The sequence below is a fragment of the Pseudomaricurvus alkylphenolicus genome (assembly GCF_011683955.1).
GTDB lineage: Bacteria > Pseudomonadota > Gammaproteobacteria > Pseudomonadales > Cellvibrionaceae > Pseudomaricurvus > Pseudomaricurvus alkylphenolicus.
The window spans coordinates 1,354,909-1,379,439 of sequence record NZ_JAAQPI010000001.1; the positions used below are offsets into that span (position 1 = coordinate 1,354,909).

Sequence of the window (24,531 nt, forward strand, 5' to 3'; positions counted from 1 at the left end):
GCAACTTCATTCAATCAGGTGAAGTTGCCCTGGTGTCGATCCAATACAGTAGTTACTGGGCCAAGCCCCACAAGCATGAAGCACCTTTCGGAGAGAACAGATGATAACAACGATGAAAGCCAAACACACATATCTCGCCTCGGCTATCGCGCTGGCGCTGCCGGTACTGATGCCTCTTTCCCAGAAATCCATAGCCAGTGAAGAGGAGTGGTCTCTAGAGGAAATAGTGGTTACTGCCCGACGCAAGCAGGAAAGCCTGCAGGACGTGCCCACCTCCGTTTCCGCCGTTGGACGAGAAGATCTCGAAGCACTGCAAATCGACGGTTTTCAGTCGGTCGGTCAAACCGTTCCCAATGTCTATATCCAGAAGCAGGGCGGTATGCCCACAGCACCGCAAATGCAGATCCGTGGTGTTTCCAACGGATCGCTCAACTACCAGGTGGACTCGGGCATTGGCATGTATGTGGACGGCGTCTACATTGGCCGAGCCAGTGGCGCTTCATTTGATCTGGCAGATCTGGAGCGTGTCGAGGTACTGCGGGGCCCTCAGGGCACGTTGTTTGGTCGTAACTCCACCGGCGGAGCCATCAACCTGATTACCTCAGAGCCCACCGGGGAACTGGGGGCCAAGCTGCAGGTGGGGTTAGGCAACTTTGAGGCCCGCCGTTACAAGGCTACCCTGGAACTGCCGGAATGGAATGGATTCAAGGCGCGACTGAATCTGAGCCATTCTGAGGAAGAGGGTGATGTTGACAACCTGGCAGAAAAACGAACGTTTGTTTTTCCTGAGCCGTTTGGAGCCATTACCACTAATGACCGGGGTGGTGACAACGAAACTGACGCCGTGTTCCTGGCTGTCAAGTATGAGGGGATTGAAAGCCTGTCCCTTGACTACAAATACGATCGCTCTGACTGGGAAGGCACCATGAATTATCGGCAGGTCGGCAATATGGGACCTTGTGCTGATTTCAATACGACACCGGGACAATGCATTATCAGTAGCGGATTGGTTCGAGCCGTGCACCCGCTATCGCTGTCTTTCGACTACGAAGATGCCCAGGCCGTGCCTTTGGAATCAACGGGTCGTTTAGACGTCAGAGGACATTCGCTCACGGCTGAGTACGAACTCACGGACACCATTTCCGTTAAGTACATCGGCGGCTATCGCGAACATGAATTGGATGTCGGCGGCAATCAGGTCTGGGGTGGCGGTGAGTACATCAACGATGGGATGTTGCCCGGTCCGGTCGGAGGAGTGTTTACTCCCCTGTTTGCCATGAGAATCGAATCTCAGGAACAAACGTCGCACGAAATTCAATTGCTGGGTGGCGACGATAATCTGGACTGGATTGTCGGCGCGTTCTTCTACGAGGAAGAAGGCCACGTTAATGCGCCAATTTTGCTCTCGAGGGTGATTGGTGACACCAGTACTACCGATATCAACCCCATTGACACCGCAAACTTCGATTACTTCGTTGGCCAGAATGTCAAGGTGCGCAACGAGTCCAACGCGGCATACGCCCATGCCACCTATCACTTGGGTGACTTCGATATCAGCGGCGGTGTTCGCTATACCGAGGATGATCGACAAGAGGACGTGATAGCGGCGGGTCTGATTGGTCTCTTTACTCCAAGCGCCGAATTCAGTACCAGCGGCAGTCACACCGACTACGATTTCTCGGTGACCTACAACCTTAGCAACGACGCCAACGTCTACTTTAAGTACGCTACCGGTTATGTATCCGGTGGTACCATTTTTGGCAACGCCTTTGACGAAGAGGAGATGGTCAGTTACGAGATTGGTGTCAAGTCGGACCTGCTCGATCATCGCCTGCGAATCAATGCGGCGCTGTTCAATCAGAAGCGAACCGATGTACAGATCGAGGGCTTTACCGGTGTCGGTTATTTCATGGGGGTCGGACGGGACATGACTGTCGATGGTCTTGAACTTGAAGTGACTTACATGCCGATGGAAAGCCTTACTCTGAACGCCTCCTACGGTTACACGGATGTGGACAACTCCGGGGATTTGAGAACCTTCCAGCCGAAACAGACCGCGTATCTTGGAATGCAATACGACTTTGCACCCTTTGATAATGGAGTTCAAGCCTCCTTTCGAATGGATATGAGCTGGCGAGACGATGTACACCGCCTGGTATGTAAAGCGGGCCAGGATCAAGTGCCAGCGTCGGATGTATGTGTGGGAACGGCGGATGAAGCTCTCGACGATTTGGCGCTGCTGGATGCGAGCTCGATGTTGGGTGCCCAGTTGAGCATTGCTGACATCCCTGTCGGTGACACCAGCGCAAGGGTATCCATCTGGGGCCGAAACCTGCTGGATGAAGATGGGAAGGAATATGGATTCACCCTCGGCGGCCCCACCCTGACCAGCACTTTTGTACGCCCCCGGACCTATGGTGTGGACGTCAGTATCGAATTCTAATTCTGACAGCCGTTAGTCTTGGATAAGGGCAGTGGATGAGTTCTGCTGCCCTTTTTTTTGCTCAAAATCAATAACAATCATTGCGAAGGTTCACCTGGGAGAAACCTTTTGCGTGGAGCAGCACCGCTGTTGCAACTGGAGATTGCCTGATGAATTACGAATTACTGATCGACGGACACATGGTAGACACTGAAGAGCACATTGACGTTGTTAATCCCGCAACTGGTGAAGTTTTTGCTCGATGCCCGCGTGGAGATGGCGACCTGTTGAATCAAGCTGTCGCCGCCGCACGACGTGCTCAACAGCAATGGCGGTCCACCTCCATTGAGACACGTCAGCAGGCGCTCTCAAAACTGGCCCAGGCCGTGGAGGAGCAGCGCGAGGCGCTTGCGCAGACCCTGACCCAGGAGCAGGGCAAGATACTGGATTTCGCACGTTTTGAGATCGATGCAACGGTGCAGTTTTTGAACTACTTTGCGAAGCAGTCACCCACGGCGGACAAGGTTATCGAAGACAGCGACACCCAAACCGTGACCGTGACACGCCAACCTCTTGGCGTCGTCGGCTGCATTACTCCATGGAACTTCCCGTTACTGCAGGCCGCGTACAAGATGGCACCTGCAGTGCTTACCGGCAATGGGGTGATTATTAAACCCGCTCCCACAACGCCCTTAACGACGTTGATGTTTGGCCAGTTGATCAAGAGGTTTTTTCCGGCAGGGTTGGTTAATGTGATTACCGACGAGGGCGAACTGGGACCAATGATCAGCCAGCACCCTGGTATTGACAAGGTATCAGTAACGGGTTCAACACAGACGGGTAGGGCCGTCATGGCCAGCGCAGCGGCCACTTTGAAACCACTGACACTTGAGCTTGGTGGCAATGATGCTGCGATCTTACTGGATGATGTTGATGTCGAGAAAGTGATTCCACAACTCTTTGCCGTCTCGTTTATCAACTCTGGCCAGGTTTGCATTGCCATCAAACGCCTTTACGTCCCCGATTCTTTGTATGATGAGGTCTGCGACCGCATGGCGGAATTGGCCGATGCCGCAAAGATTGGTAATGGTCTTGATTCTGAATCGGAATACGGCCCCTTGCAAAACTCGGCCCAACTGGAACGTTTCCACCACTATCTGGCCTTGGCCGAGCGTGACGGCAACATCATTACTCGGAGACAGGCGTCCGCCGGCAACGGCTATTTTGCCCCCTTTGTGGTGGTTCGGGACATCAACGAAGGTACTCCGCTGGTGGATGAAGAGCCCTTTGCACCGATCTTGCCGATACTGAGATATTCAAGCGTTGATGAAGCGATTGAGCGGGCCAATAACACCGAGTTTGGCCTGGGTGGTTCAGTGTGGTCTTCCAATCCGGATCGTGCCGCTGAGGTGGCCAGCCGATTGGAGTGTGGAACGGCTTGGGTAAATCAACACTGCGCCTTTGGTCCTCATATCCCTTTTGGCGGTATCAAACACTCCGGTCTGGGGGTCGAGTTTGCCGAACAAGGCATTGATGAATTTACGCACATCAAGGTTCTCAGTATTGCCAAAGGGTAGTTGGCAAGCAGTCCCCAATTATCCAATTCAATGAAACAAAATTAGTCAAATATCCAAGCTACAGGCGGTAGTATGAATAGCAGCCAACTAAACGTTTCCAATCTGATGGCCGTTGCGATGCAAAGAACCCAACTGTCAGACTTTGGCCCTGAGCATTTTGTAGAACCACTTGAGGTCTTGCTCAAATCCATGCGCGAGGAAGCAAGGTTGTCACCGGCGGGGCTCAGAGCGCAAAGCGAACGGTTGATAAATGCGCTGTGCAGCCGTTTGCGAAAAACCGCATTCTTGCAAAAGCACCCGCAGGTGCTGAATGAAGAGATCAAAGTAGCGGCCGTGATCGTGGGGCTACCTCGAACTGGCAGTACCATGCTGCAGCGACTTATCGCTGCATCGCCCAAGCTGACCGCCACTCGCTGGTGGGAGACCATCTTTCCGATGCCCCTGGAGGGTGAGGTTGAGGGTGATCCCTCTGGACGTATTCAGCAGGCAGAAAGTTTAGTCGAGAACATCATGGGAGCCGCGGAAAATTTCGATTCGATCCACCCGTTGGATGCCCACGCCTACGATGAAGAACTCACGCTCATAGAACAGTCCTTTATCAGCAATATGCCCGAATCCATGATGTACGTACCCAGCTATGGTAAATGGCTGCTGCAGGCAGATCAAAGCAATGCCTACGCAGAACTGGTGGAGTACCTGAAGATCCTGCAATGGCAGACTCCAAAACGACGACGACAACAATGGGTTCTAAAGAGCCCCCATCATCTTACGGCAATCGATACGGTATTGGATGTATTTTCGAGCGCGGTGATCATCAATACCCATCGAAGTATCACCGATGTCATGCCGTCCTGGTACAGCATGGTGGGGTCACTGACTGAAGCCGACTCAGATGCAGAGGGATTGCGACAGGCTCAGGCAAAACATTGGACCTGGCGTCTCAATAAGAGCCTGCAGGGTTTTATGAAGTCAAGGGCAGGGCATGCGGACCGGTTTATGGATATTGATTACCGAACACTGCTTGATGCACCTATAGAAACTTGTGAGTCCATCTTCAAACGCGCTGGTTTAACTCTGGAGGATGAAGATCGGCAAGCCTTCGCTTCTCATACAAAAAACAACAGGAGAGGAAAGAGACCCGCGCACCAATACAATCTTGCGAGCTTTGGCGTTTCGCGCAAAGAGCTGGAATCAGAATTCGATTATTACCAGAAGATCTTCAACTAGTCTCAAATGTGGAAGCATATAGCGACATAAATATAGGAAAACGTCGATGCTGGCAAACTGGGAAAAATCTCAAAGGTCGATCAAGACTCAGCTAGAGTTCATTGACTTTGAGCAAGCGTTCAAATTCATGACGGAAGTGGTGGAGGTTGCAAATCGTCTCAATCATCACCCCGAATGGTTCAATGTGTACAACCGTGTGGACATCGAACTTACAACCCATGATGTCGGAGGGCTGTCTGAACTAGACGAACGATTGGCTGAAGAAATCGATAACCTGCTGGTTCGCTACTGAATTAACACAACGATAAGGAGATATTCAGGAGTATGAAGAGTATCGAAAAGAAGGCTCGTGATGTCGAAGAGGAAATCATCTATTTGAAGGAGGGGCGAAAGCCTTTGACGACCGAGAGCAGTGTTCTGATCAGTTCTTCCAAATATCTGAACAGTGCGCGTATGCGAGATGTGGTGTCGAATGAAATGCTTAGAAAATTGGGGCCTGATTTGCCGCCGGCCTACTTTATTCCGGATAGGTTAAAGGCGTTTGAAGAAGTCACTGACTACCCCTATATACTGGAGCAGTTTGAGCATGAAAAACGCGAAAAGCCCGAGTTCGCCGAGTGGCTGAACAGAAGGCAGGTAGCCTCGATAAAAAAGGAAGAGCTGGCCAATTACGAGTCGGGAACTTTGGGCAACGACATCCATAAATTTATGCTAGAGACCGGGTTCGATATTGATTTTATGTTCAAGGGCGAGCCTGAGGATGACTATCAGTATTTTCTCAAACGCTTTATGCAGAATCATGACATTATGCATATGGTCACAGGCCTCGACGTCACCCCCATGGGTGAGAATGCACTGGTCATGTTGGCTATGACTTGCTACTTTGACTATTTCAATCCCGAATTGGCAGCGGAACTGCAAAAGTTTAACGGCCTTAGTATCGCCAGTCAGATCAACACGGCGTTATTGCATCATCCGTCTATAACGATGGCAGTATTTGACAGTCTGGAGATGGGGCGAGTCATGGCCCGAAATATGAATACGCCATTTTTCTATATATGCTGGGAAGATCACTTGCATAAATCAATCGAGGAGCTTCGTACGGAGTTTAACATTGTTAATGCTCCAGCCAAGGGAACCTGGGACTGGGTTAAAGACGAATTGGGCTATGTTTAGTGAGATCTATCACAAAAGACAGGAATCCCGCATGTCTATCGACCATGAACATCTATGATCAAAGCTAATTTGTGGGTAAACGGCTTTTGTGGGCTGATCTTAATGATTTCCCCGTGCCCGCAGGCTGTCTCTGAAACATCAAGCGGGGAGCGACATGCATTTTTCGGCGATCTTCACGTCCATACCCGCTTCTCTTCCGACGCCTATGTATTCAATGTTCGTGCAACACCGGACGATGCCTATCGTTATGCCAAAGGCGAGGCCATTGACCATGTCAGTGGCAAGAAAATCCAGGCTCAAGCACCCTATGACTTCCTGGCGGTGACAGACCATGCCGAGTATCTGGGAATTGTTGAGACCATGGGGGATAAAACTCACCCGTTATCTCGACATCCATTGGCCGAAAAGTTGCTGGATAACAAAGATATTCAATCCGCCTTTGCCATGATTTCCGCCTCCATCGTTTCCGGCAATGCAATTGCAGAGCTGAACGATAATAAGGTGATCATAGAAACATGGCAGCAAGTAATTGATGCGGCAGAGCGTCACAACCAACCAGGGAAATTCACCACCTTTGCTGGATTCGAGTGGAGTGGAGCCCCGAATGGAAACGCCATCCATCGTAATGTGATTTTTGGAGGGGGCAGGGGTGAAGTGGAGAGACGACCCTTCAGCGCTCTGGATTCGCACAGACCAGAGGAACTGTGGAGCTATATGGAGCGCTCCCGGCAGAAGGGAAGGAAAGTACTGTCCATCCCTCATAACTCCAATATGAGCAACGGGATGATGTTCAGCGCACTGGATTCCTGGGGTAAACCAATAGACAGGCGATGGGCGAAGCGCAGAAACACCAATGAACCCTTAGTGGAAATCAGTCAAGTTAAGGGTACGTCAGAAACCCATCCGCAATTATCCCCCAATGATGAGTGGTCGTCGTTCAGCATATACGAGCATCTCCTGGGGAACATACCGGGAGAAAGCAAGGTTCGGCGCAGGGGGAGTTACATTCGCGACGCCTATAAAACCGGACTGCAGCATGGGCAGCGAGGGCTTATCAACCCCTTTCAGTTTGGTGTTATCGGTTCCTCGGATTCCCACAATGGCAATGTGGCGGTCGAAGAAAGTGCCTTTACCGGAAAAGTGGGAATTTTGGATGCCACCGTGGAAAAGCGCCGTAGTGGAGGGTTTGCGAAGATATGGAGTGCCTCCGGACTCACAGGTATCTGGGCGGAGGAGAATACTCGCGGGAGTCTGTTTGCCGCTTTGAAACGTCGGGAAACATTTGCTACATCGGGAACGCGAATTCGGCTGCGCTTGTTCGCGGGTTGGAGTTTTCCGAAGTCCTTGGCTAAGAGTTACAACGGTGGTTCTGAGGCATATCGGTTTGGCGTTCCTATGGGCTCAGAGCTGCGAGGTCAGGGAGAATCTGTACCGGAGATGCTGGTTTGGGCGGCAGAGGACCCAAGGGCTGCACCAGTGGATCGGTTGCAAATCGTCAAAGGTTGGGTGGAGGATGAAAAAGTCTACGAACGGGTGTTCGATGTTGCCTGTGGACAGGGTTCGCCATCTCCAGAAAATCATCGATGCAGTGACCCTCCAGAGAATGTAAACCTGAATACCTGCGACATTCAGAAAGACAGCGGTAATTCGACACTTTCGGTTGTTTGGCGGGATCCCGATTTTAAGCCTCGTCAGCATGCTTTCTATTACGTTCGAGCATTGGAAGTACCCAGTTGTCACTGGAGTACTTGGGACGCAGTCAACAATAATCTAACCCTAATAGATGGCGCACCGTCTACCATCCAGGAGAGGGCGTGGTCCTCTCCGATTTGGTATCGGCCGTGAGCCAATTTGCAGGATCCGGATTCTGGTTATTTCCCCAATCCCCATGATTGGAGTTTAGAATAGGATCTGATCATATATAGGAGAATTCCGTGCTTTTGAAATATAACCCCCGGAATTATTCATTACGTTCAACTCAGTTCGAGAAATCTTTATGTTCTCAGTCATACGGGCTTTAACATCATTCTGAATGATGCGGCACATATTGACTAGGCTCTATGACTGCTGTCTGGAAGGTATCTGTCGTTTCTCTTAAAGACGGCTATGTAGCACACAGCGGACTATCGTTAGCTATCGAAGAAATAGAGACTTTCGCAAGAACAATGTCGGAAACGGGTAGACACCTGAAGTAGAAATCGAGTAATGGTGCTTCAGACTACCTTTCAGAAGTCTAGCGCCCTTCTGATATAGGAATTATTTTGGTACAACATGACCCCTTACGCGATACGATTCTGCAGCGTAGCGAGCAAGGGGGTTTTGTCAGCTAGATCTCAATTCTCTCTGCGATATCCAACGCGTCGTCTACTTCTTTCCCCAAGTATTGAACTGTAGATTCAAGCTTGGTGTGACCTAGCAGCAACTGTACAACCCGCAGATTTTTTGTGCGCCTGTAGATCAAGGCTGCTTTCGTTCGACGAAGTGAATGGGTGCTATAATCCATTGGATCAAGTCAAATAGCCTTAAACCACGAATCGACTATCCTGGCGTACTGTCGGGTGGATAAGTGAGGGCGAGATCTAATTCGACTGGGAAATAGGTGGTCTCTATCCGTGAGGTGTAACGATGAGTTTCTAATGGAAGGTGTTGCGGCTAAAGCAGACGTAGAGGAACTGCGATTTGTAAGGAACATATGGCTAGATTTAGATCTTTCTAGGAAGTAGATCAGTAGCGCCGATTAATACGTCGATATGACATCGCTTAGTTTGCGCGAAGGTAAAGAGTAATATTTTGTATCGTTGGTTTGCAGGTTAGAAAGAGGGAAGGCGTTGAGAGAATTCTTGGGTTTCAGTGTTCTGCATGTCCGCTGCATTGTTCATTTAATATTACTAGTTCTGAGCTGTACTTTCTCTACCGCTAACTTACGGTTTGTAACACCCAGTTTCTTGAAGATATTCTTCAGGTGGAATCGAACGGTATTAGGGCTTATTTCAAGGTTTCGTGCAATAACTTTATCGCTATTCCCATGTGTTAGTTCGGTAATTATCGCCAGTTCTTTTTCGGTAAAATTATTTGAATTAGCGGCTTTTAAATTTTTCAATATATCAAGTAGTTCACTTAAATAGGATTTTTTGTGTGCATCTCCGGTGTCCTTGTGAGTCTTCTCATAATAGTCTTTGATGTCATCCAAAAAGCTTGAGTATATCGCCGCCTCTCTCAGGTAGTCGGTTTCAAGTGCGATGGCACAGGCTGATTGTAGAGATGTAAAAGCCTGCTTGCGATTGCGGTTGTGCCACTGTTGCTCGGCTAATGAGAATAATAGTCGCAGTTGCAGACATTTGTTGTCGCTTTCAGTAGCCAAATTTATGACGTCAGTTACAGATGACGGCGTCTCTGTTGTTTGGTCATGGTTCAAAAGGAGGGCCACTTCACAGCTAATTGCTTGCTCGCGCCATCCCAAGGTGTGCTTGTATTGATGACGAGTATTATTATTTAGAATGTTAATGGCTTGTTGGATGTTGCCACTTTTGGAAAAAACATAAGCTTTTAGGTCGTGTAAGAAATAGATCAGCCTTTCCAATTTTCTTACGGTAGCAATGGATAAACACTTGTCGATAAAACTGATTGATTCTTCATTTTTACCCGACAAATAAAAGTTATCGATAACTTGCAGCATGGCTGAAGCATAATAGTCAAACCAGAGATTGATCTTTTCCTCTTTGTCGTGAATGTATGTGTTGAGGTTATCTACGAGCTCAGTGCTATAAGGGTTCAGCTGAAATCCTATTTCGCTATTCAGGACGTTATAGGCGAAGGTTAATTCCTGGTTGCTTGCCAGGAAGTTCTCGATAATGCGGCCTGCGCTTGAGATGGAGTCTTGTGCGTCTGTTTTACGACCCAACGCAATCTCAGCCGCACCTTTGAGTAATAAAACATGCACTTCGCCATTGTGTGAAAACGCCGCTCTAAACTTTCCAATCGCCCGTTGTGCACTGGTGACCGCCCTGGGAAAGTCTGACTGTTCATTAGCCAGTAAAGCATCTGTATTCCATATGGTGGCTTGCAAGTAGGGAGTTGAGGCTATTTTCGAATATTCATAGGACACCAGGAGATGGGCCGATTTTACGTCAATGGGCAATAGGGAGTAATAATCCAGTGAAACTCTCGCCAGTGGAATCGAGAAATCAGCCAGTTGCTCTTCTGTTTGAAAGTTATTTTTTTCCTCTTTCAGATTGTTCCATTGAGAAACCAGGGTGTCGTAGATTTTCCGAGCTCTATGCAGGTGTCCTATTTTGGTTTCTGAGATGATGTCGGTCAGCGCTATCAGGGGGGACAAAGCCAGTTCATGCTCAGCGCTGGCATTTTCGCGGCTTTTAAGGATCAGTTCGTTAACGCGTCTGAGATGGCTTTGTGACTGGAACAATATCCACGTGGGTCCGCCAATTTTAAACAGTATTTCTTCAACGGTTGCCAAATTACCTGTGAGAGAGGCGTGATATAAGGCAGGCAGCTCCTGTTCTTGTTCAGTAAACCATAAGGCGGCTTCAACATGAAGCGCGCTCGCCTTGCTTGGGGAAGTTTTATTTAACAGAATTTCCAGTCTGTCCCGAAGAAGTGGGTGCATTCTCAATAGGTCAGAGTTGTTTTCTACAGCGGTAATAAATTCGGGAAGATTGTTTAGTATATCCAGAATGTTGGCAGCTGACTTGCCGCTGGCAATTCTTCGCTTAAAGAATGCGACAGGAATAGTCTTAAATATGGAGGATTCCAGAAGGGCATCGAGCTCAGGTGTTGCGATGAAAGATAGAATGTTCTCGTCGAGATAATGTTCAAAGACTATGGGTAATGGGTTGTCTTCTCCATGCAGTAGATGGCTGCCTTTATCCAGTTCAGTCATACGAATGAGTTGCACTAATGCCGGCCATCCAGCACTTTTCTGCATAACCAACTCGACGTCGTGCTGATTGTCAGTCTTCATCAGCTCAGCAATTTCGCTGGAATTGAACTGTAATTGTGTTGGGCCAATTTCTGTCAGCATTCCGCGCAGGGCAATATCGCCCAGGTCCAAAGGCGGATGCGTTCGACCACTTAAGACGATAGTCAGTTCCTCTGGGCGCCAACGCAGGAGGTAGCTGAAGAAACGCTTGAAAGCTGTTTCTTCAGCCCGCTCTATATCATCAAATATAATACTGACGTTGTTTTTCTGCCGTTCAATTACCGCCAACAGTGTTTTCAAGGCGCGCACAGGTTCAAATTCTCGATTGCTGTCAGCTTCAAGCAGTCCAAGACCGCCAAAATCAATACCCTGAAGATGAAACGCATAGGCAAGATGGGCGATAACCATTTCGAGATCATCACTCTCATCCAGATACAGCCAGGCACAATATTCACCGCGGTTAATCAGGTCCTGGCGCCAATCAGAGAGCAGTGAGCTCTTGCCGTACCCCGCAGGTGCTTTAATGACAATGGTTCCTCCCCTGGGGGTATCATCCAGGCAGTTCAGAAGCGCCGATCGATGCAGTATTAGCTCCCGGCGTTTCGGAGGAGAAATAGTTGCCTGTAATAACCAGTGCTTATATTGGGTGTCCATTATCATTGATAAAAGTCAGTACTTACGGATCCGGAAATTCGAACAAAAAATGATCAATGCGTGCTGGTGCCATATTGTAGGTCATTTACCAAATGAGTTTTACACCTTTTCCTCCGCTATTAAGATTAGCGCGGCCAGCGAATAGATGGCAACCCAGGAAGCCAGCATTAGCCTACCTACCAGTTTTTCTATCCCTACCTACCTGTTTAGACCCTTCATTATCTCTATTTCATCCCTCATTATGTTTGTTAACGCAATCAAGCGGTAACAGAACCGAAAGGGGGGGCAGTGAGTCAGTCTACAGGATTACGGTTGGGCATTGATGTTGGTGGAACCAATACGGATGTGGTATTGGTTAGCGGTGATACCGTTCTATCGGGATTTAAGCAACCGACCACGCAGGACCCGAGTGGTGGCATTGTTGCCGGTGTTAAGCACGTAATGGCGGAAGGAGGTGTTGCTCCCTCAGACATTGCTACTGTCATGCTGGGCACTACTCATTTTACCAACGCTTTCGTACAGCGCACTCACTTGGAGCCTGTCGGTATTGTGCGTTTGAGCTTACCTGCCGCTCGGGGTCTCCCTCCTATGGTGGATTGGCCAAAAGAGGCGCGTCAGCTCGTATGTGGCCACGTTGCTCTGGTTCAGGGTGGCCACGAATACGATGGTCGCCCTATCGCACCGTTGGATGAACAAGCCATTGTAGAGGCTGCCCGAAAATTCAAGGCGTGTGGCATCAAGTCCGTGGCCATCAGTGGAATTTTCTCTCCCGTGACCAACGTCGGCGAGCAGCGTGCTGCCGACATACTCCTCAACGAAATGAGCGGCGAGGTAAGTCTGACACTGTCCAGTGAGCTGGGTCGAATCGGGCTTATTGAGCGTGAAAATGCCGCCATTATGAATGCCAGTTTGGCAGGTTTGGCTAAGACTACGCTGGATGCGTTCACCCAGGCATTTAGTGACCTTGGTATTACCTCGCCTTTCTTTATCTCCCAAAACGATGGCACCTTGATGAGTGTCGAACAGGCTCGGAAGTACCCCATTCTTACCTTCTCTTCAGGTCCCACCAACAGTATTCGTGGTGCATCCTTCCTTTCAGGGCTGACTGATGCCATGGTTATTGATATCGGTGGTACTACTTCGGATATCGGTGTTCTCAAAAACGGTTTCCCCCGTGAGTCTGCTCTGGTGGCGGACATCGGCGGTATTCGCACTAACTTCCGCATGCCGGATGTACTTGCTTTAGGCCTCGGAGGTGGCAGTCTGGTGAATACCTCCGCGAACCCTCTGTCAATCGGACCTCGCTCTGTAGGTTATCGTATTGCCTCTGAGGCACTTGTTTTTGGTGGCTCTCAATTAACCAGCACAGATATTGCTGTGGCTGCAGGTTATGCCGATGTGGGCGACAAATCTCTGGTCAGCCAGTTGGAACGGGCCGTAGTCGAACAGGGTGTTAACGAAATCCATCGGATTCTGGCAGACGGCATTGACCGCATGAAGACCGACGAACATGACGTGCCCGTGATCCTTGTGGGCGGAGGCAGCATCCTGGTTGACCGCCTGCTGAATGGCGTTAGTGAAGTTGTGCTGCCAGAGCACGCCGGTGTTGCCAATGCGGTGGGTGCCTCTATCGCGATGATGGGCGCGGAAGTGGAAAAAGTTCTGTCTATTCCAGAAGGAGAGACAGAAGTGGTTGTCAAAGCGCTGGAACAAGAAGCCAGGGACAAGGTTATCGCCGCTGGCGGTAAACCGGAAACCGTTGAGATTGCGGACGTCGAAGTTGTGCCCTTGCCATTAATGGCAGACGGGGAAGCAAGAGTTCGTGTTAAAGCCATTGGCGGATTGAATTTATCGTGATCAGCCCAGACAACCAATCAGGTACTGACAATAGTATGAACACATCAGAACTTAACAACAGAATACGGCTGCAAGATCTGGAAAATATAGCCACAGGTGCTGGCTTTCTTGGTTGTGGCGGTGGTGGCGACCCTTATATCGGCCATCTTATCGCAAAAGCTGCCATAGAAGAGTGCGGTGAACCGGAGCTGATCTCACCGGATGATTTTGATGACGATGAGCTCGTGGTGGGTTGCGCATTTATCGGTGCACCCTCCGTAATGCAGGAGAAATGTATTTCTGGCGAAGATGCTATTCTTGCTATTCGCATGGTTGAGGAAAAGCTGGGCCGTAAGGTCAGCGGCATTATATCCGGTGAAATCGGTGGCCTGAACGGTATGTTGCCCATTGGCACCGCCGCCCGTATGGGATTGCCTGTGGTGGATGCCGACGGCGTAGGGCGGGCTGTACCGGGTATTGATATGACCGCCTGGAACTCCGCGGTGTTGAAAACCGGGCCGATTGCATTGGTCAGTGAGCACCTTGATTCTGTGGTCATTGATTCAGACAGCCCGCATCGGGCTGAGGACATTGCCCGAAACGCCGTGGCGGCAATGGGCCTATCAGTCATGAGTGCACTCTATGCTATGCCGGGCAGGGATATGAAGCGCGCTTCTATTCCCTATACGATGAGTATCGCCCGCGGTATTGGCCAGGCAGTCAGGGCAAACCACAAAAACCCGGTAGAAGACCTGCTGGATTATTTACGTCAAACAGTGCACTACAGTAAATGTGGCGTGCTGGCGTCAGGCAAGGTGACTCATCTTCACCGTGAAGTGAAACATGCCTGGGTTGTTGGCGACGTAAAAGTCCAGTGTGAATCCGGCGACATCGCTGAAATCAACTTTCAAAACGAGTATTTGAAACTTGAAAAAGGCGGAAAATTACTGGCTACGGTACCTGATCTGATTAGTGTTATTGATACAGAGACGGGAGCGCCCATCGCTGCTGAAGCCTTACGTTTCGGGCAACGAGTGACCATTATTGGGACTTCTTCTCCAAATCGCCTACGTACAGAACAAGCAGTCAGTAACTGTGGGCCCAAGCGATTTGGTATAGGAGAACACTACCTTCCGATTGAGTCAATCAATAACTTCACAATAGAATAAGTTCCACAGGCGACCTATGACAGAATTTAACCAGCTGGTTGAAGACTATTCTCGCCAATAAGTGCCCGATAGCGCAACCGTGTCCCGCAGTCGAGGAATCCTGAATGTTTGGAAACACCACGCTGAACGCAGATATCACTGACGTTGCCAAGCGATGTGAAAGTAGCCTGATCGTTCGCAGGCGCGGCGCTCTGACGGATATTTACTTGAGTGATGATGTTCTTTCAGATTCGCCACTGTTCGACGGTGATTTCGGCAATGTTAATGTTTCACTCTTGCTCGATCTATTAGAACACTTGCAGCAGCAAGGCAAAATATCACGCCTGGTTCGCTACCATGAAAGGGGGGAGGGAGCTCGATGTTACCACCAGATTGGTCCCGGGCTTTTGATGTGCCTGTTTAATCAAGAGATTGTTCCAGCCAGAAGCTTTGCATCCTTCTGGCTTGATGGGTGGGCACTACTGAAAATCAACGTGCACGGCAATATTGCGTTTCGTATTGGTGACGATCTTCTAGAGTTAAACCAGGCTGCCGGCATGATTACCTATGGTGGAAGTGCGCCGATCAATAAGAGCGTTTGCAGTGAAGAGCCTGAGACGGGTATAACACTACTATTCAGTCCTCAATCCCTCTATGAAAATCTGGATGTTCATCACAACGATTTCTTGAATTTGCTGGGGAAAGGTGTGGGAGCGGAAGACTCCGTCACACAGCTATTTCCTATTGATGGCAAATTGGTGAATCTTGTGCACCAGCTGCTGGAGCTTGATGTTGATGATTTTCTGTACTTCCTGGAGGTTGAGGCGCTGACCAAAAATGTCTTGCTGCAAAGCTTAAAACTGCTGCGAGGCCAGGCAGCAGAAGGCGGGACCACTCATAAGTTAAAGAATCAGGATATAGAAAAACTCAACACCGTAAAGTCGCTGCTGGAGTCGGACTATAGTCAGGTTTTTACACTGGATGATCTTGGTCGTCAGGTCGGCCTTAATCGACGCAAACTGACCGAAGGGTTCAAGGGCTTATTTGGCGATACCGTTAGTGAATATTTACTGCGACAGCGTATGATCAATGCTGCGGATATGCTCAGGCAGGGCAGGTCGGTCACAGAGGCTGCCCACCACGTTGGTTATAAGGAGCAATCCAGCCTCACCCGCGCCTTTAAGCGTTATTATGGTATTCTGCCCAAAGACTTTTGCGTTTGATCTTTTCTCAATCCGTTCAAACCACACCTCACAAATACGCTATTAACACCTGAACACATACGCGGACACCTATGCCTTGCTCTTGCAAAGCTTACGCTGTATTTCCTCCAGCCGCTCCGGTGTCATTGAGAAGCGCAATGCAAGACGCCAGGAAAGCAAGAATAAAGGAACAGTGCCAATGACGATAGCCCAAACCAGGCCAGTCAAGACATCAGGTGGCACCGCGTCAGGCGATACCGTTTTATCAAGGCCGATGAGATCAAGCGCAAAACCGCCATACAGGGGCCCAAAAGAATAGGCAAACTTGGCACTTAACAGCAATACGGAATAGATACCCCCTTCTTGACGGTTACCCGTATTCAACTCCAGCTCATCCGTCAGGTCGGCCGCAAGAGAGAAAGTGGACACGATACGCAGCATCAAAAAGCAATTCAATGCAGCGTTTTGAAGAACCAAAAGCGCAATCACCAGCCAATGGCCATTTTCCGGAAGAACAGAAAATTCTCGCAGGGGAAATAACCAGACCGTGCTAATCATGGCGCCAATCAGTGTATAACGAATCAATTGGTGCTTAGGCCATAATCTTCCAATGGACTTTTGTGAAAACATGGCTACTGGCACCGCAAGCAAAATACCTGCCCCAAAAATTGTGCCGAGCGCGTCGGTATCCACCTCCCAATAAAAGGTATAGGAAATCACATTCAGTGCATAGACAACACCATAGGCCGCGGCGGCCGAGACGTCGTAACAAATCAACTTACGGAAATTGCCACATTTGAGCGTGGCAAAAAAATCTCGAAACAGACCACGCAGCCCGGCGGAGTTGGGAACAGTCACCGACTGAAGTTTACTCTTATCGATAAATCCCCAGGTCCCGGTTACCGAAACTGCAGCAAAGAAAACAGTAAATACTGCGGCCGCGAAACCGAAATTCACATAATTTTCTGCAACGAAGAGGCCATCGCCACCACTGGATTCTCGAAACAAAAAATACAAACTCAGCGAAGGCAAAAAGCCGCCAGCCAAATACATGAGACCTGTTCTGACACTGAGCAACTGACTACGCTCATGGTAGTCTCGCGCAATCTCCGGTACCATCGCCAGCTGGGGGATACTGAATAGCGTCATGGCTGTTCGCAGCCAGATTGAGCTTCCCAGAAGCCAAATTGCCAAATAGACGGAGTCGCCGACGATGATATCCGGCGGCATAAACAAGGCAATGAAACCCAGTGGCATGGGAAGGATACTGAACGCCATAATCGGGAGACGACGCCCCCAACGACTGGAAAAACGATCCGAATACACCCCAATCATTGGATCAGAAATGGCGTCCCAAACGACACCCAGCGTGAGCATTAATCCTGTCAAGGTCCCACTCAAACCTAAAACCTGGGTGTAGTAGATCAATACAAAGGTGGTAAAAGCAGTCTCTTTTGTCGAAAAGGCTATGCCACCTGCACCGAAAACTATGCGGTTCTTCATCGATAAGCTCAAAACAATTCACCTATTTAGCGGCCCGAGAGGATCACTATGTGTTCCTTTCGGGCCTGATTTCGCAAACCAGGCGGGATTGCCTGACTATTAGCAGGTAGGAGGCTAAGTACACTCGTCTGGACTCTAACGCAAAGTCATTCTCTTGGCTTTGTAGCAGTAGCGGGGGGGGAATGGGAATCTGTGTTCAGATCGGCTCAAACCCCCGATTGCCATCAGTGAGTCCGAGCCTCAGCTGTACCTGAATAGAACTTAGAAGCTCTTCTCAAAGGTTATACCGTACGTACGTGGTGGGTTGAAGCGTGGCTGAGTGGAAGCGGCAGCTGCAGGATTAGTACCCAGATCCCCGAAGCCGTATACGATAGGAAATAGATCCTGACCATAAACAACATATCGCTCATCAGTTATGTTCTTGCCCCAAAGACTGACTTCCCAGTCTCCCTCTGCAGAGGTGTACGACAGTCTTGCATTGACCTGTTCATCAAAGCCGCTCAGGAAAGGAGCTTCCTCACCAGCCGCTTGAGGCTCGAGTAAAAACTCGTCTTTCACCGATAAATTCATATTAAACGCCGCTGTTCCGCCGCTTGCCAGCTCTGTAGCATAAGAGAAGCCTGCACTATAAGCATAATCCGGAGCAAATGCGACATCACCATCGCTAAAGAACTCTTCGGTAACGTATTCGGCGTCAAGGAATGTAGCAGAAAGCCAGAGCGTCAAACCATCAATCGGTACTGCATTGAGCTCAAGTTCCAGGCCTTTCACTTCCGTTTCACCAGCATTGCCAGTAATGGTCACAAAAGTATCACCCAGGGTAGTGGTGACCTGCTGATCTTTATAGTCGGTTTGGAAAGCCGCAGCATTAAACTGTAGTCGATCATCCAGGAAACGGGATTTGAAGCCCAGTTCCAGGTTCACCGCCTCTTCTGGATCGAAGCCGCGTTCAGTTGCCAGGACAGTATCTCTAGCCTGAAACCCGCCACTCTTGAAGCCTTTGGAGGCTGAAAAGTATACAAGAATATCACCGGTTGGAGCGTAATCAATGGTGAGCTTCGGTGTGAATTTGCTCCAGCTGTCTGATCCTCCGGCAGCGAAATCACCCTCGTAGAAGATAAAATCGATATCATCATTGGGGTCACCAGTATTGCTGCCGGGAAGTGATTCAAAATCAGCTGCCTTTTTATCCCGAGTATACCGACCACCCAAGGTTACTTTTAGTGAATCGGCCACTTCATAGGTAATCTGCCCATAGGCTGCAATACTCTCAACGGATGCATTTGCCGTGACTAGATTTCTGCTGGTGCGGGGAGTATCTGCATCCCAGCCAGGGCTACCGGAGTTAAAGTCGTGGAAAATCGTCCCGGGAATAGTCGTCATTTGGTTGAGAGTTCTTGAATCGATTTCGCTGTCCAAGTAGTACAGACCCGCAACCCAGTCAAACCGGGAATCTTCATTGGTCGATACCAGCCTTAACTCCTGTGTATACTGTTTGGAGTCGTAATCCAAACTCGGCCCGATAAGCGAGACTGGAGTACCGACCGCATCTTCGTAGGGTCGAGATATATCATTTGACCTGTACGAGGATATTGACACAAGGTCCATATTCTCAAACGCCCAGGTCATTTTTAGCCAGGCTCCGGTAAACTTGTTATCCATATCCTGGCTGGCTTCGGCGGACTGGTAGACGTCATTCGGGTCTGAGTTTGGAATCCAACCGAACAAAGTGGGAGCCGTAGGTGCGGGGCCAAGAAATTTCCTAGCACCTACAGAAGATTTATCAATCGTGTGATCCAGTCCTGCTTGCAGTTCAAACGTATCAGACACATCGACTGCTATTCGAGTTCGGAAACTCGTTTTGTCGGTATCGTCGATATCATCGCTCGTGGTGACATTTCTTGCAAGCCCGTCATTTTTGCGTCTATTTACTGAGAACGACGCCGCCGCATTGTCAGATAATGCACCAGAAACATAGCCCTGCAGTGAAAGTGCACCGAAGTTACCGGCGGTTACGCCAAGCCGAGCCTCAAACTCCTGTGTTGGTTTTTTCGTAATAATGTTAAGCGCGCCACCGACCACATTGCGGCCAAATAGGGTGCCCTGCGGTCCGCGTAGCACCTCTACACGCTCCACGTCAAAAAGATCAGGATCAAAGTCGGTCACTGACCCCATATAAACTTCGTCAACAAATATACCGACGGATTGTTCATTGCCTGCTGAAATGATTGATGAGACAGCACCACGAATAGACGGCACCACTCGCGTCTTGGAAAAGCTGGTAAAAGAGAGGCTTGGAACCTGAACACTTACGTCGTTGAAATCTTCTATGCCTCCTGACTTTAAGAAGTCTCCCGACAATGCGGTAATCGCCAATGGCGTTTCCTGAAGATTCGTCTCTCGCTTTTCAGCCGTGACCACTACCTCTTCCAGTTGATTCTGCTGTGCAGCGACGGCTGTATTTATCGCCGACACAATTAATGGCAATGTGAATACGTAACAAAGATTATTCTTCATCGATTTTTATCTCCACTGTTGAAATTATTTTTCTAACGAGACAAAATAATTTTTATTTTGTAGACCTGATAGACTTCCTTTTTTAACGATTGCAACCAAATAGGGAGGTTCTTATAATCCGTCAACACTGATTGAATATCTGTTTCTGAGCCTCTCTGGAATGCTCTTACCTTTACAAACCTATCACTATCATTCCGATCCATAAGCATAGAAATAATAGCAATAGGATGAAAGATAATATTTAAAAAAGACAAATACTTGTCATGTCGGAACTATTTTTTGTCTTAATGAAACCCTTCTATCAAGTCCAATAGCGTTAAACGAGCATGTAGCAACGTACAGGGTAACGGCTCTCATGTGATGACAAAGTTAATTGAAAAATAGGGAGCCTGGGCTCCCGCGACAGGACATCGCCAAAGGTGGATTATGAGTACTCATTATATAGGCGATATGACCCGACAAATTGTTGTAAAGGCACTATTTCTTGTTCAGGCGGCACTTTAACAGGTTTGCCAGGAAAGGGAGGGCCCCGCCCTCTGTATACTAATCTGCAATCTGGAAATATCTAAAAAGTCGCCTGCTTGTATACAGTTACTTCTGTGTATTCATCGAGGCGAACGTTGGAGTATGGTGTTGATGTGATTAACGTCAAGGCGCTCTATTTTTGAAACTATGGCAGCTACTGCTTTCAACAACTTATCTAACGGAAAAGCCAATGATAGACATAAGTAAAACCGGAACCAGTGAGTTGACATGGAACGAGTCTACGACGGTTGAACTTCGAGATGGAAGAATCAAAGGGCAGGTAGCTGATGGCATTTACAGCTGGCTGGGCATCCCTTTTGCCAGGCCTCCTGTCGGCGACCTTCGCTGGAAGGCTCCCCGTGACCCCGAACCTTGGGAGGATACCTGTCTTGCAGACACAATGCCTGAACCCGCATTTCAGAAGAATCTCTACACAGATGTTCCGGAATATTTGGGGAGTGAAGATTGTCTGTATCTAAACGTGTTTCGCCCTGCCTCGCAGGAAGTCGATCTGCCCGTCTACTTCTGGATTCACGGTGGCGGTAACTATACCGGAGGGGCCTTTAGAGTTAGTGGCAAGGAATTGGCTGAAAAACTCAACGCTGTAGTAGTGATAACCCAGTATCGCCTGAGTTGGTTTGGTTTTTTCAGTCATGACGTGGTGCGAGCGCGGGCGCAAACCCCGGAAGACGCTTCGGGTAACTATGGGTTGCTGGACCTGATTAAGGCTTTGCAATGGGTGAAGAACAATATCAGCGGCTTCGGCGGCAATCCGTCTTTGGTAACCGTTGCCGGCCACTCAGCGGGCGCCCGTAATATCTCGCTGTTGCTGGGGGCAGAAGCGGTCAAACAAGAACACCTATTTCAGCGTGCCATCCACCATAGTGGCGCGGGTGTCGGTATCCGATCATGGACGTTTGAAGAAGCTGAACCGATCAGTGAAAGAGCAGTCAAGGCAATGATAAAAAATGGCCTGGGCGATCAGGCCTGCCTTTCAGTTGAAGAAAAAAGGGACTACCTGTGTTCCGTTTCTGCTGAAATTATCGCCATGACTCATCATCCTCACGAGGTGGGGACTTATATCACTACTGTGGATGGTACGGTTTTTAAAAAGGATATCGGGGAGCAATTGCATGAAGGGAGTCACTATAAAGTCCCCGTTATGGTGGGCACGACCAAAGATGAGTTCGGCAGTTATCTTGCCACCTTTCCTGAGTACTACCCGCTGACCAAAGCACTTATTGACGGAGACACAAATTTTGAAGTGCCTCCGAAACAACGGCTCTACTACAGTACTATACAGAGTAAAAAGAGCATGATGTGGCGAGCAAAGGCGTCAGATGAATTCGCGCAGTTGCTTTCACAACACCAAGACCATGTATATGATTTTCGGTTCAACTGGGACGGGGATGACGGCAGTTTATTCCAGTTAATATACGGAGCCTGTCATGGCTTGGATGTTGTTTTCTTTCACGGACATCCCGACGACAGTGTCTATCCGCAGTACAGTCAGGTTGCCGCAACTCGAGCCGGTCGACTGGCGATCTCTGAAGCCATTATGGATTACCAAAAAGCATTTATCCGCAGCGGAGACCCTGGCAATGGCTGGAGTAAATGCCAACCGGTAACCTGGCAGTCCTGGTCGAAGCGGCCCGGTGAGGCTAAGGGTATTAATCTTGATGCGGATGCTTTGCAAGCCGTGATTTCTATGGACACAGACATGCTTACGATGAAGAAGGTGTATATGGAGATTGAAGCCATCGACGATATTCAGTTAAGAGAGGCAGTATTGCAGGTTGTAGAACAACCAGGGCATGAACATTCCTATCCCGATTGATAACTGATCAGATAAAAAATGGCGGTATTAAAGCAACGTAATGATTTGAGGGCAGGTAAAACCAATGACAGAGAGTAATGCCGGCACAAACGAGTCAACCTGGAACGACTCCACAACCATAGAAACCCGTCACGGCAAAGTCAAAGGGCAAATGGTCGATGGCATCTACAGCTGGTTGGGCATCCCTTTTGCCAAACCCCCTGTCGGGGGCCTTCGCTGGAAAGCTCCCCGAGACCCCGAGCCCTGGTCAACCACTTACCTTGCCAATGAGATGGCCGAACCCAGTTTTCAAGCTAATATCTATGCAGCCACTCCGCCTTTCTTAGGAAGTGAAGATTGCCTGTATCTGAACGTGTTTCGACCAGCTACAAAGGAAACCGACTTGCCTGTCTACTTCTGGATTCATGGTGGTGGCAACTATGAAGGATCGGCTTCGCAATACAAAGGCGAGATAATCGCAAAAAAACTCAATGCGGTGGTAGTCATTATCCAGTATCGCTTGGGTTGGTTCGGGTTCTTTAGCCACGAGGTGGTACGGGCCCATGCAGAAACACCGGAAGATGCTTCAGGTAACTACGCGCTGTTGGACCAGATTAAGGCCTTGCAGTGGGTGAAGAACAATATCAAGGCCTTTGGTGGTAACCCTTTGTTGGTCACTGCCGCAGGGCAATCCGCGGGTGCACGCGATATCTCCCTACTGCTAGGAGCAGAGGCAGTCAAAAAAGAGAATCTGTTTCAGCGCGCGATTCACCATAGTGGCGCCGGTGTCGGTGTACGCTCATGGACCTTTGAAGAAGCAGAGTTGATCAGTGAAAGGGCGGTCAAGGCGATGATAAAAAATGGTCTGGGTGATCAGTCCTCGCTTTCATCGGAAGAAAAAAGGAGCTACTTGAGTTCCGTTTCACCAGAAATTATCGCGATGACCCACCATCCGCACGAGGTGGGGACTTATATCACCACGGTGGACGGTAGCGTCTTTAAAAAGGATGTCGGTGAGCAATTGCGTGAAGGCTGTTATCACAAGGTCCCCATTATGGTGGGCACGACTAAGGATGAGTTCACCCTGTATCTTGCGATGTTCCCGGAGTATTTCCCGTTAACCAAAGCGCTTGTTGATGGTAAGACAGATGTTGAAATGGCTCCGAGGCAGCGACTTTATTACAGTGCCACGAAGAACATAAAGAGCGATATGTGGCGGGCAAAAGCATCGGACGAATTTGCGCAGCTACTGTCACAACATCAGGATCATGTGTATGACTTCAGCTTCAATTGGGACGGCGATGAGGGCAGTTTATTCCAACTGGTCTATGGCGCATCCCATGGCATCGATCTCGACTTTTTTCACGGCCATCCCGACAACAACGAATTTCTCCCATACGGTTACAATAACTCTAATCGACCGGGACGCCTGGCGCTTTCTGATGCCATTATCAGTTACCAAAGGCAGTTTATGCACACCGGTAACCCGGGTAACGGCTGGAATAAGGACCAGTCTCTGACCTGGTTGCCCTGGTCGGAAGAACCCGGAATGCCTAAGGGCATCAACCTGGATGCCGATGCATCGCAAGCGCTTTTCACAATGGATGTTGATGTCATTACCCTTCAGAAGGTGTACAGCGATATTGAAGCCATTGAGGATGATCAGTTAAGAGAGAAGATTTTTCAAGTTGTGGAGCAGCCAGGGTACGAGCATTCGCTTCCCGAGTGACAGCGTCGCTTCCTTATCCAAACGCCTAAGCCCGCGATGGCAAAATCAAAGGGCAATGTGCCAGGGCGCTGCCAGCATTCTTGGCGGAGCGAGTTTGCTTTGGTGTGAGAAATCAAGAAGTACCGATAAAGCAAAATAAGGTTCCGTGAGGACAAGTATTCGCTGCATCAGACCCATACAGTGATAGTCTTAAGTTTCTTACACCCTTTCGTCAAATGGACCCTGGCCGTTTCAATCGCTAATATTACATAGATGGTTGACTA

The 24,531-nt window shown here is 49.1% G+C and carries 15 protein-coding genes; 11 read left to right on the plus strand and 4 right to left on the minus strand.

The features are described from left to right. Positions 1-100 precede the first annotated feature (100 nt). From HBA55_RS05350 to HBA55_RS05375, 6 genes are all read left to right on the plus strand, one after another. Positions 101-2,443, plus strand: a complete 2,343-nt coding sequence (locus tag HBA55_RS05350) for a TonB-dependent receptor (protein WP_166988103.1) — start codon at positions 101-103, stop codon at positions 2,441-2,443. 149 nt (positions 2,444-2,592) lie between these two features. Beyond that, positions 2,593-3,999, plus strand: a complete 1,407-nt coding sequence (locus tag HBA55_RS05355; protein WP_206019521.1) for an aldehyde dehydrogenase family protein — start codon at positions 2,593-2,595, stop codon at positions 3,997-3,999. A 72-nt stretch (positions 4,000-4,071) separates the two neighbouring features. Beyond that, positions 4,072-5,226, plus strand: a complete 1,155-nt coding sequence (locus HBA55_RS05360) for a sulfotransferase family protein (RefSeq protein WP_166988105.1) — start codon at positions 4,072-4,074, stop codon at positions 5,224-5,226. Positions 5,227-5,272: 46 nt separating this feature from the next. Then, the gene (locus HBA55_RS05365) at positions 5,273-5,518 is read left to right on the plus strand and encodes a 4a-hydroxytetrahydrobiopterin dehydratase (RefSeq protein WP_166988107.1); all 246 of its coding nucleotides are present in this window, start codon (positions 5,273-5,275) and stop codon (positions 5,516-5,518) included. Between the two features lie 32 nt (positions 5,519-5,550). Further along, positions 5,551-6,402, plus strand: coding sequence for a Coq4 family protein (locus HBA55_RS05370; RefSeq protein ID WP_166988109.1), 852 nt, complete (start codon positions 5,551-5,553; stop codon positions 6,400-6,402). A 102-nt stretch (positions 6,403-6,504) separates the two neighbouring features. After that, a complete protein-coding gene (locus tag HBA55_RS05375; protein WP_166988111.1) occupies positions 6,505-8,247 on the plus strand; it encodes a DUF3604 domain-containing protein in 1,743 nt (580 codons plus the stop codon). 481 nt (positions 8,248-8,728) lie between these two features. On the opposite strand, the gene HBA55_RS37190 is transcribed toward HBA55_RS05375, so the two are convergent. Then, on the minus strand, positions 8,729-8,905 hold the full coding sequence (locus tag HBA55_RS37190; protein WP_206019524.1) for a tyrosine-type recombinase/integrase: 177 nt from the start codon (positions 8,903-8,905) through the stop codon (positions 8,729-8,731). Positions 8,906-9,277: 372 nt separating this feature from the next. Continuing rightward, positions 9,278-11,998 carry a helix-turn-helix transcriptional regulator gene (locus HBA55_RS05385; protein WP_166988113.1) on the minus strand — a complete coding sequence of 907 codons (2,721 nt, stop codon included), beginning with the start codon at positions 11,996-11,998 and terminating at the stop codon, positions 9,278-9,280. Positions 11,999-12,280: 282 nt separating this feature from the next. Here HBA55_RS05385 and HBA55_RS05390 point away from each other — a divergent pair, with 282 nt between their 5' ends. The 3 genes from HBA55_RS05390 (at position 12,281) to HBA55_RS05400 (ending at position 16,199) form a co-directional block, all read left to right on the plus strand. Further along, positions 12,281-13,849, plus strand: coding sequence for a hydantoinase/oxoprolinase N-terminal domain-containing protein (locus tag HBA55_RS05390; RefSeq protein WP_166988115.1), 1,569 nt, complete (start codon positions 12,281-12,283; stop codon positions 13,847-13,849). 35 nt (positions 13,850-13,884) lie between these two features. Beyond that, on the plus strand, positions 13,885-14,997 hold the full coding sequence (locus HBA55_RS05395; RefSeq protein ID WP_166988117.1) for a DUF917 domain-containing protein: 1,113 nt from the start codon (positions 13,885-13,887) through the stop codon (positions 14,995-14,997). A gap of 104 nt (positions 14,998-15,101) precedes the next feature. After that, a complete protein-coding gene (locus HBA55_RS05400) occupies positions 15,102-16,199 on the plus strand; it encodes a helix-turn-helix transcriptional regulator (RefSeq protein WP_166988119.1) in 1,098 nt (365 codons plus the stop codon). A 69-nt stretch (positions 16,200-16,268) separates the two neighbouring features. Here HBA55_RS05400 and HBA55_RS05405 read toward each other — a convergent pair whose 3' ends face one another. Next, the gene (locus HBA55_RS05405) at positions 16,269-17,681 is read right to left on the minus strand and encodes an MFS transporter (protein WP_166988121.1); all 1,413 of its coding nucleotides are present in this window, start codon (positions 17,679-17,681) and stop codon (positions 16,269-16,271) included. A gap of 261 nt (positions 17,682-17,942) precedes the next feature. Continuing rightward, positions 17,943-20,198, minus strand: coding sequence for a TonB-dependent receptor (locus HBA55_RS05410; protein ID WP_166988123.1), 2,256 nt, complete (start codon positions 20,196-20,198; stop codon positions 17,943-17,945). 715 nt (positions 20,199-20,913) lie between these two features. Here HBA55_RS05410 and HBA55_RS05415 point away from each other — a divergent pair. After that, positions 20,914-22,560: a carboxylesterase family protein gene (locus tag HBA55_RS05415; RefSeq protein WP_166988125.1), complete on the plus strand. Its 1,647-nt coding sequence runs from the start codon at positions 20,914-20,916 to the stop codon at positions 22,558-22,560. Positions 22,561-22,624: 64 nt separating this feature from the next. Beyond that, positions 22,625-24,268, plus strand: coding sequence for a carboxylesterase/lipase family protein (locus HBA55_RS05420; protein WP_166988127.1), 1,644 nt, complete (start codon positions 22,625-22,627; stop codon positions 24,266-24,268). The last annotated feature ends 263 nt before the right edge of the window (positions 24,269-24,531 follow it).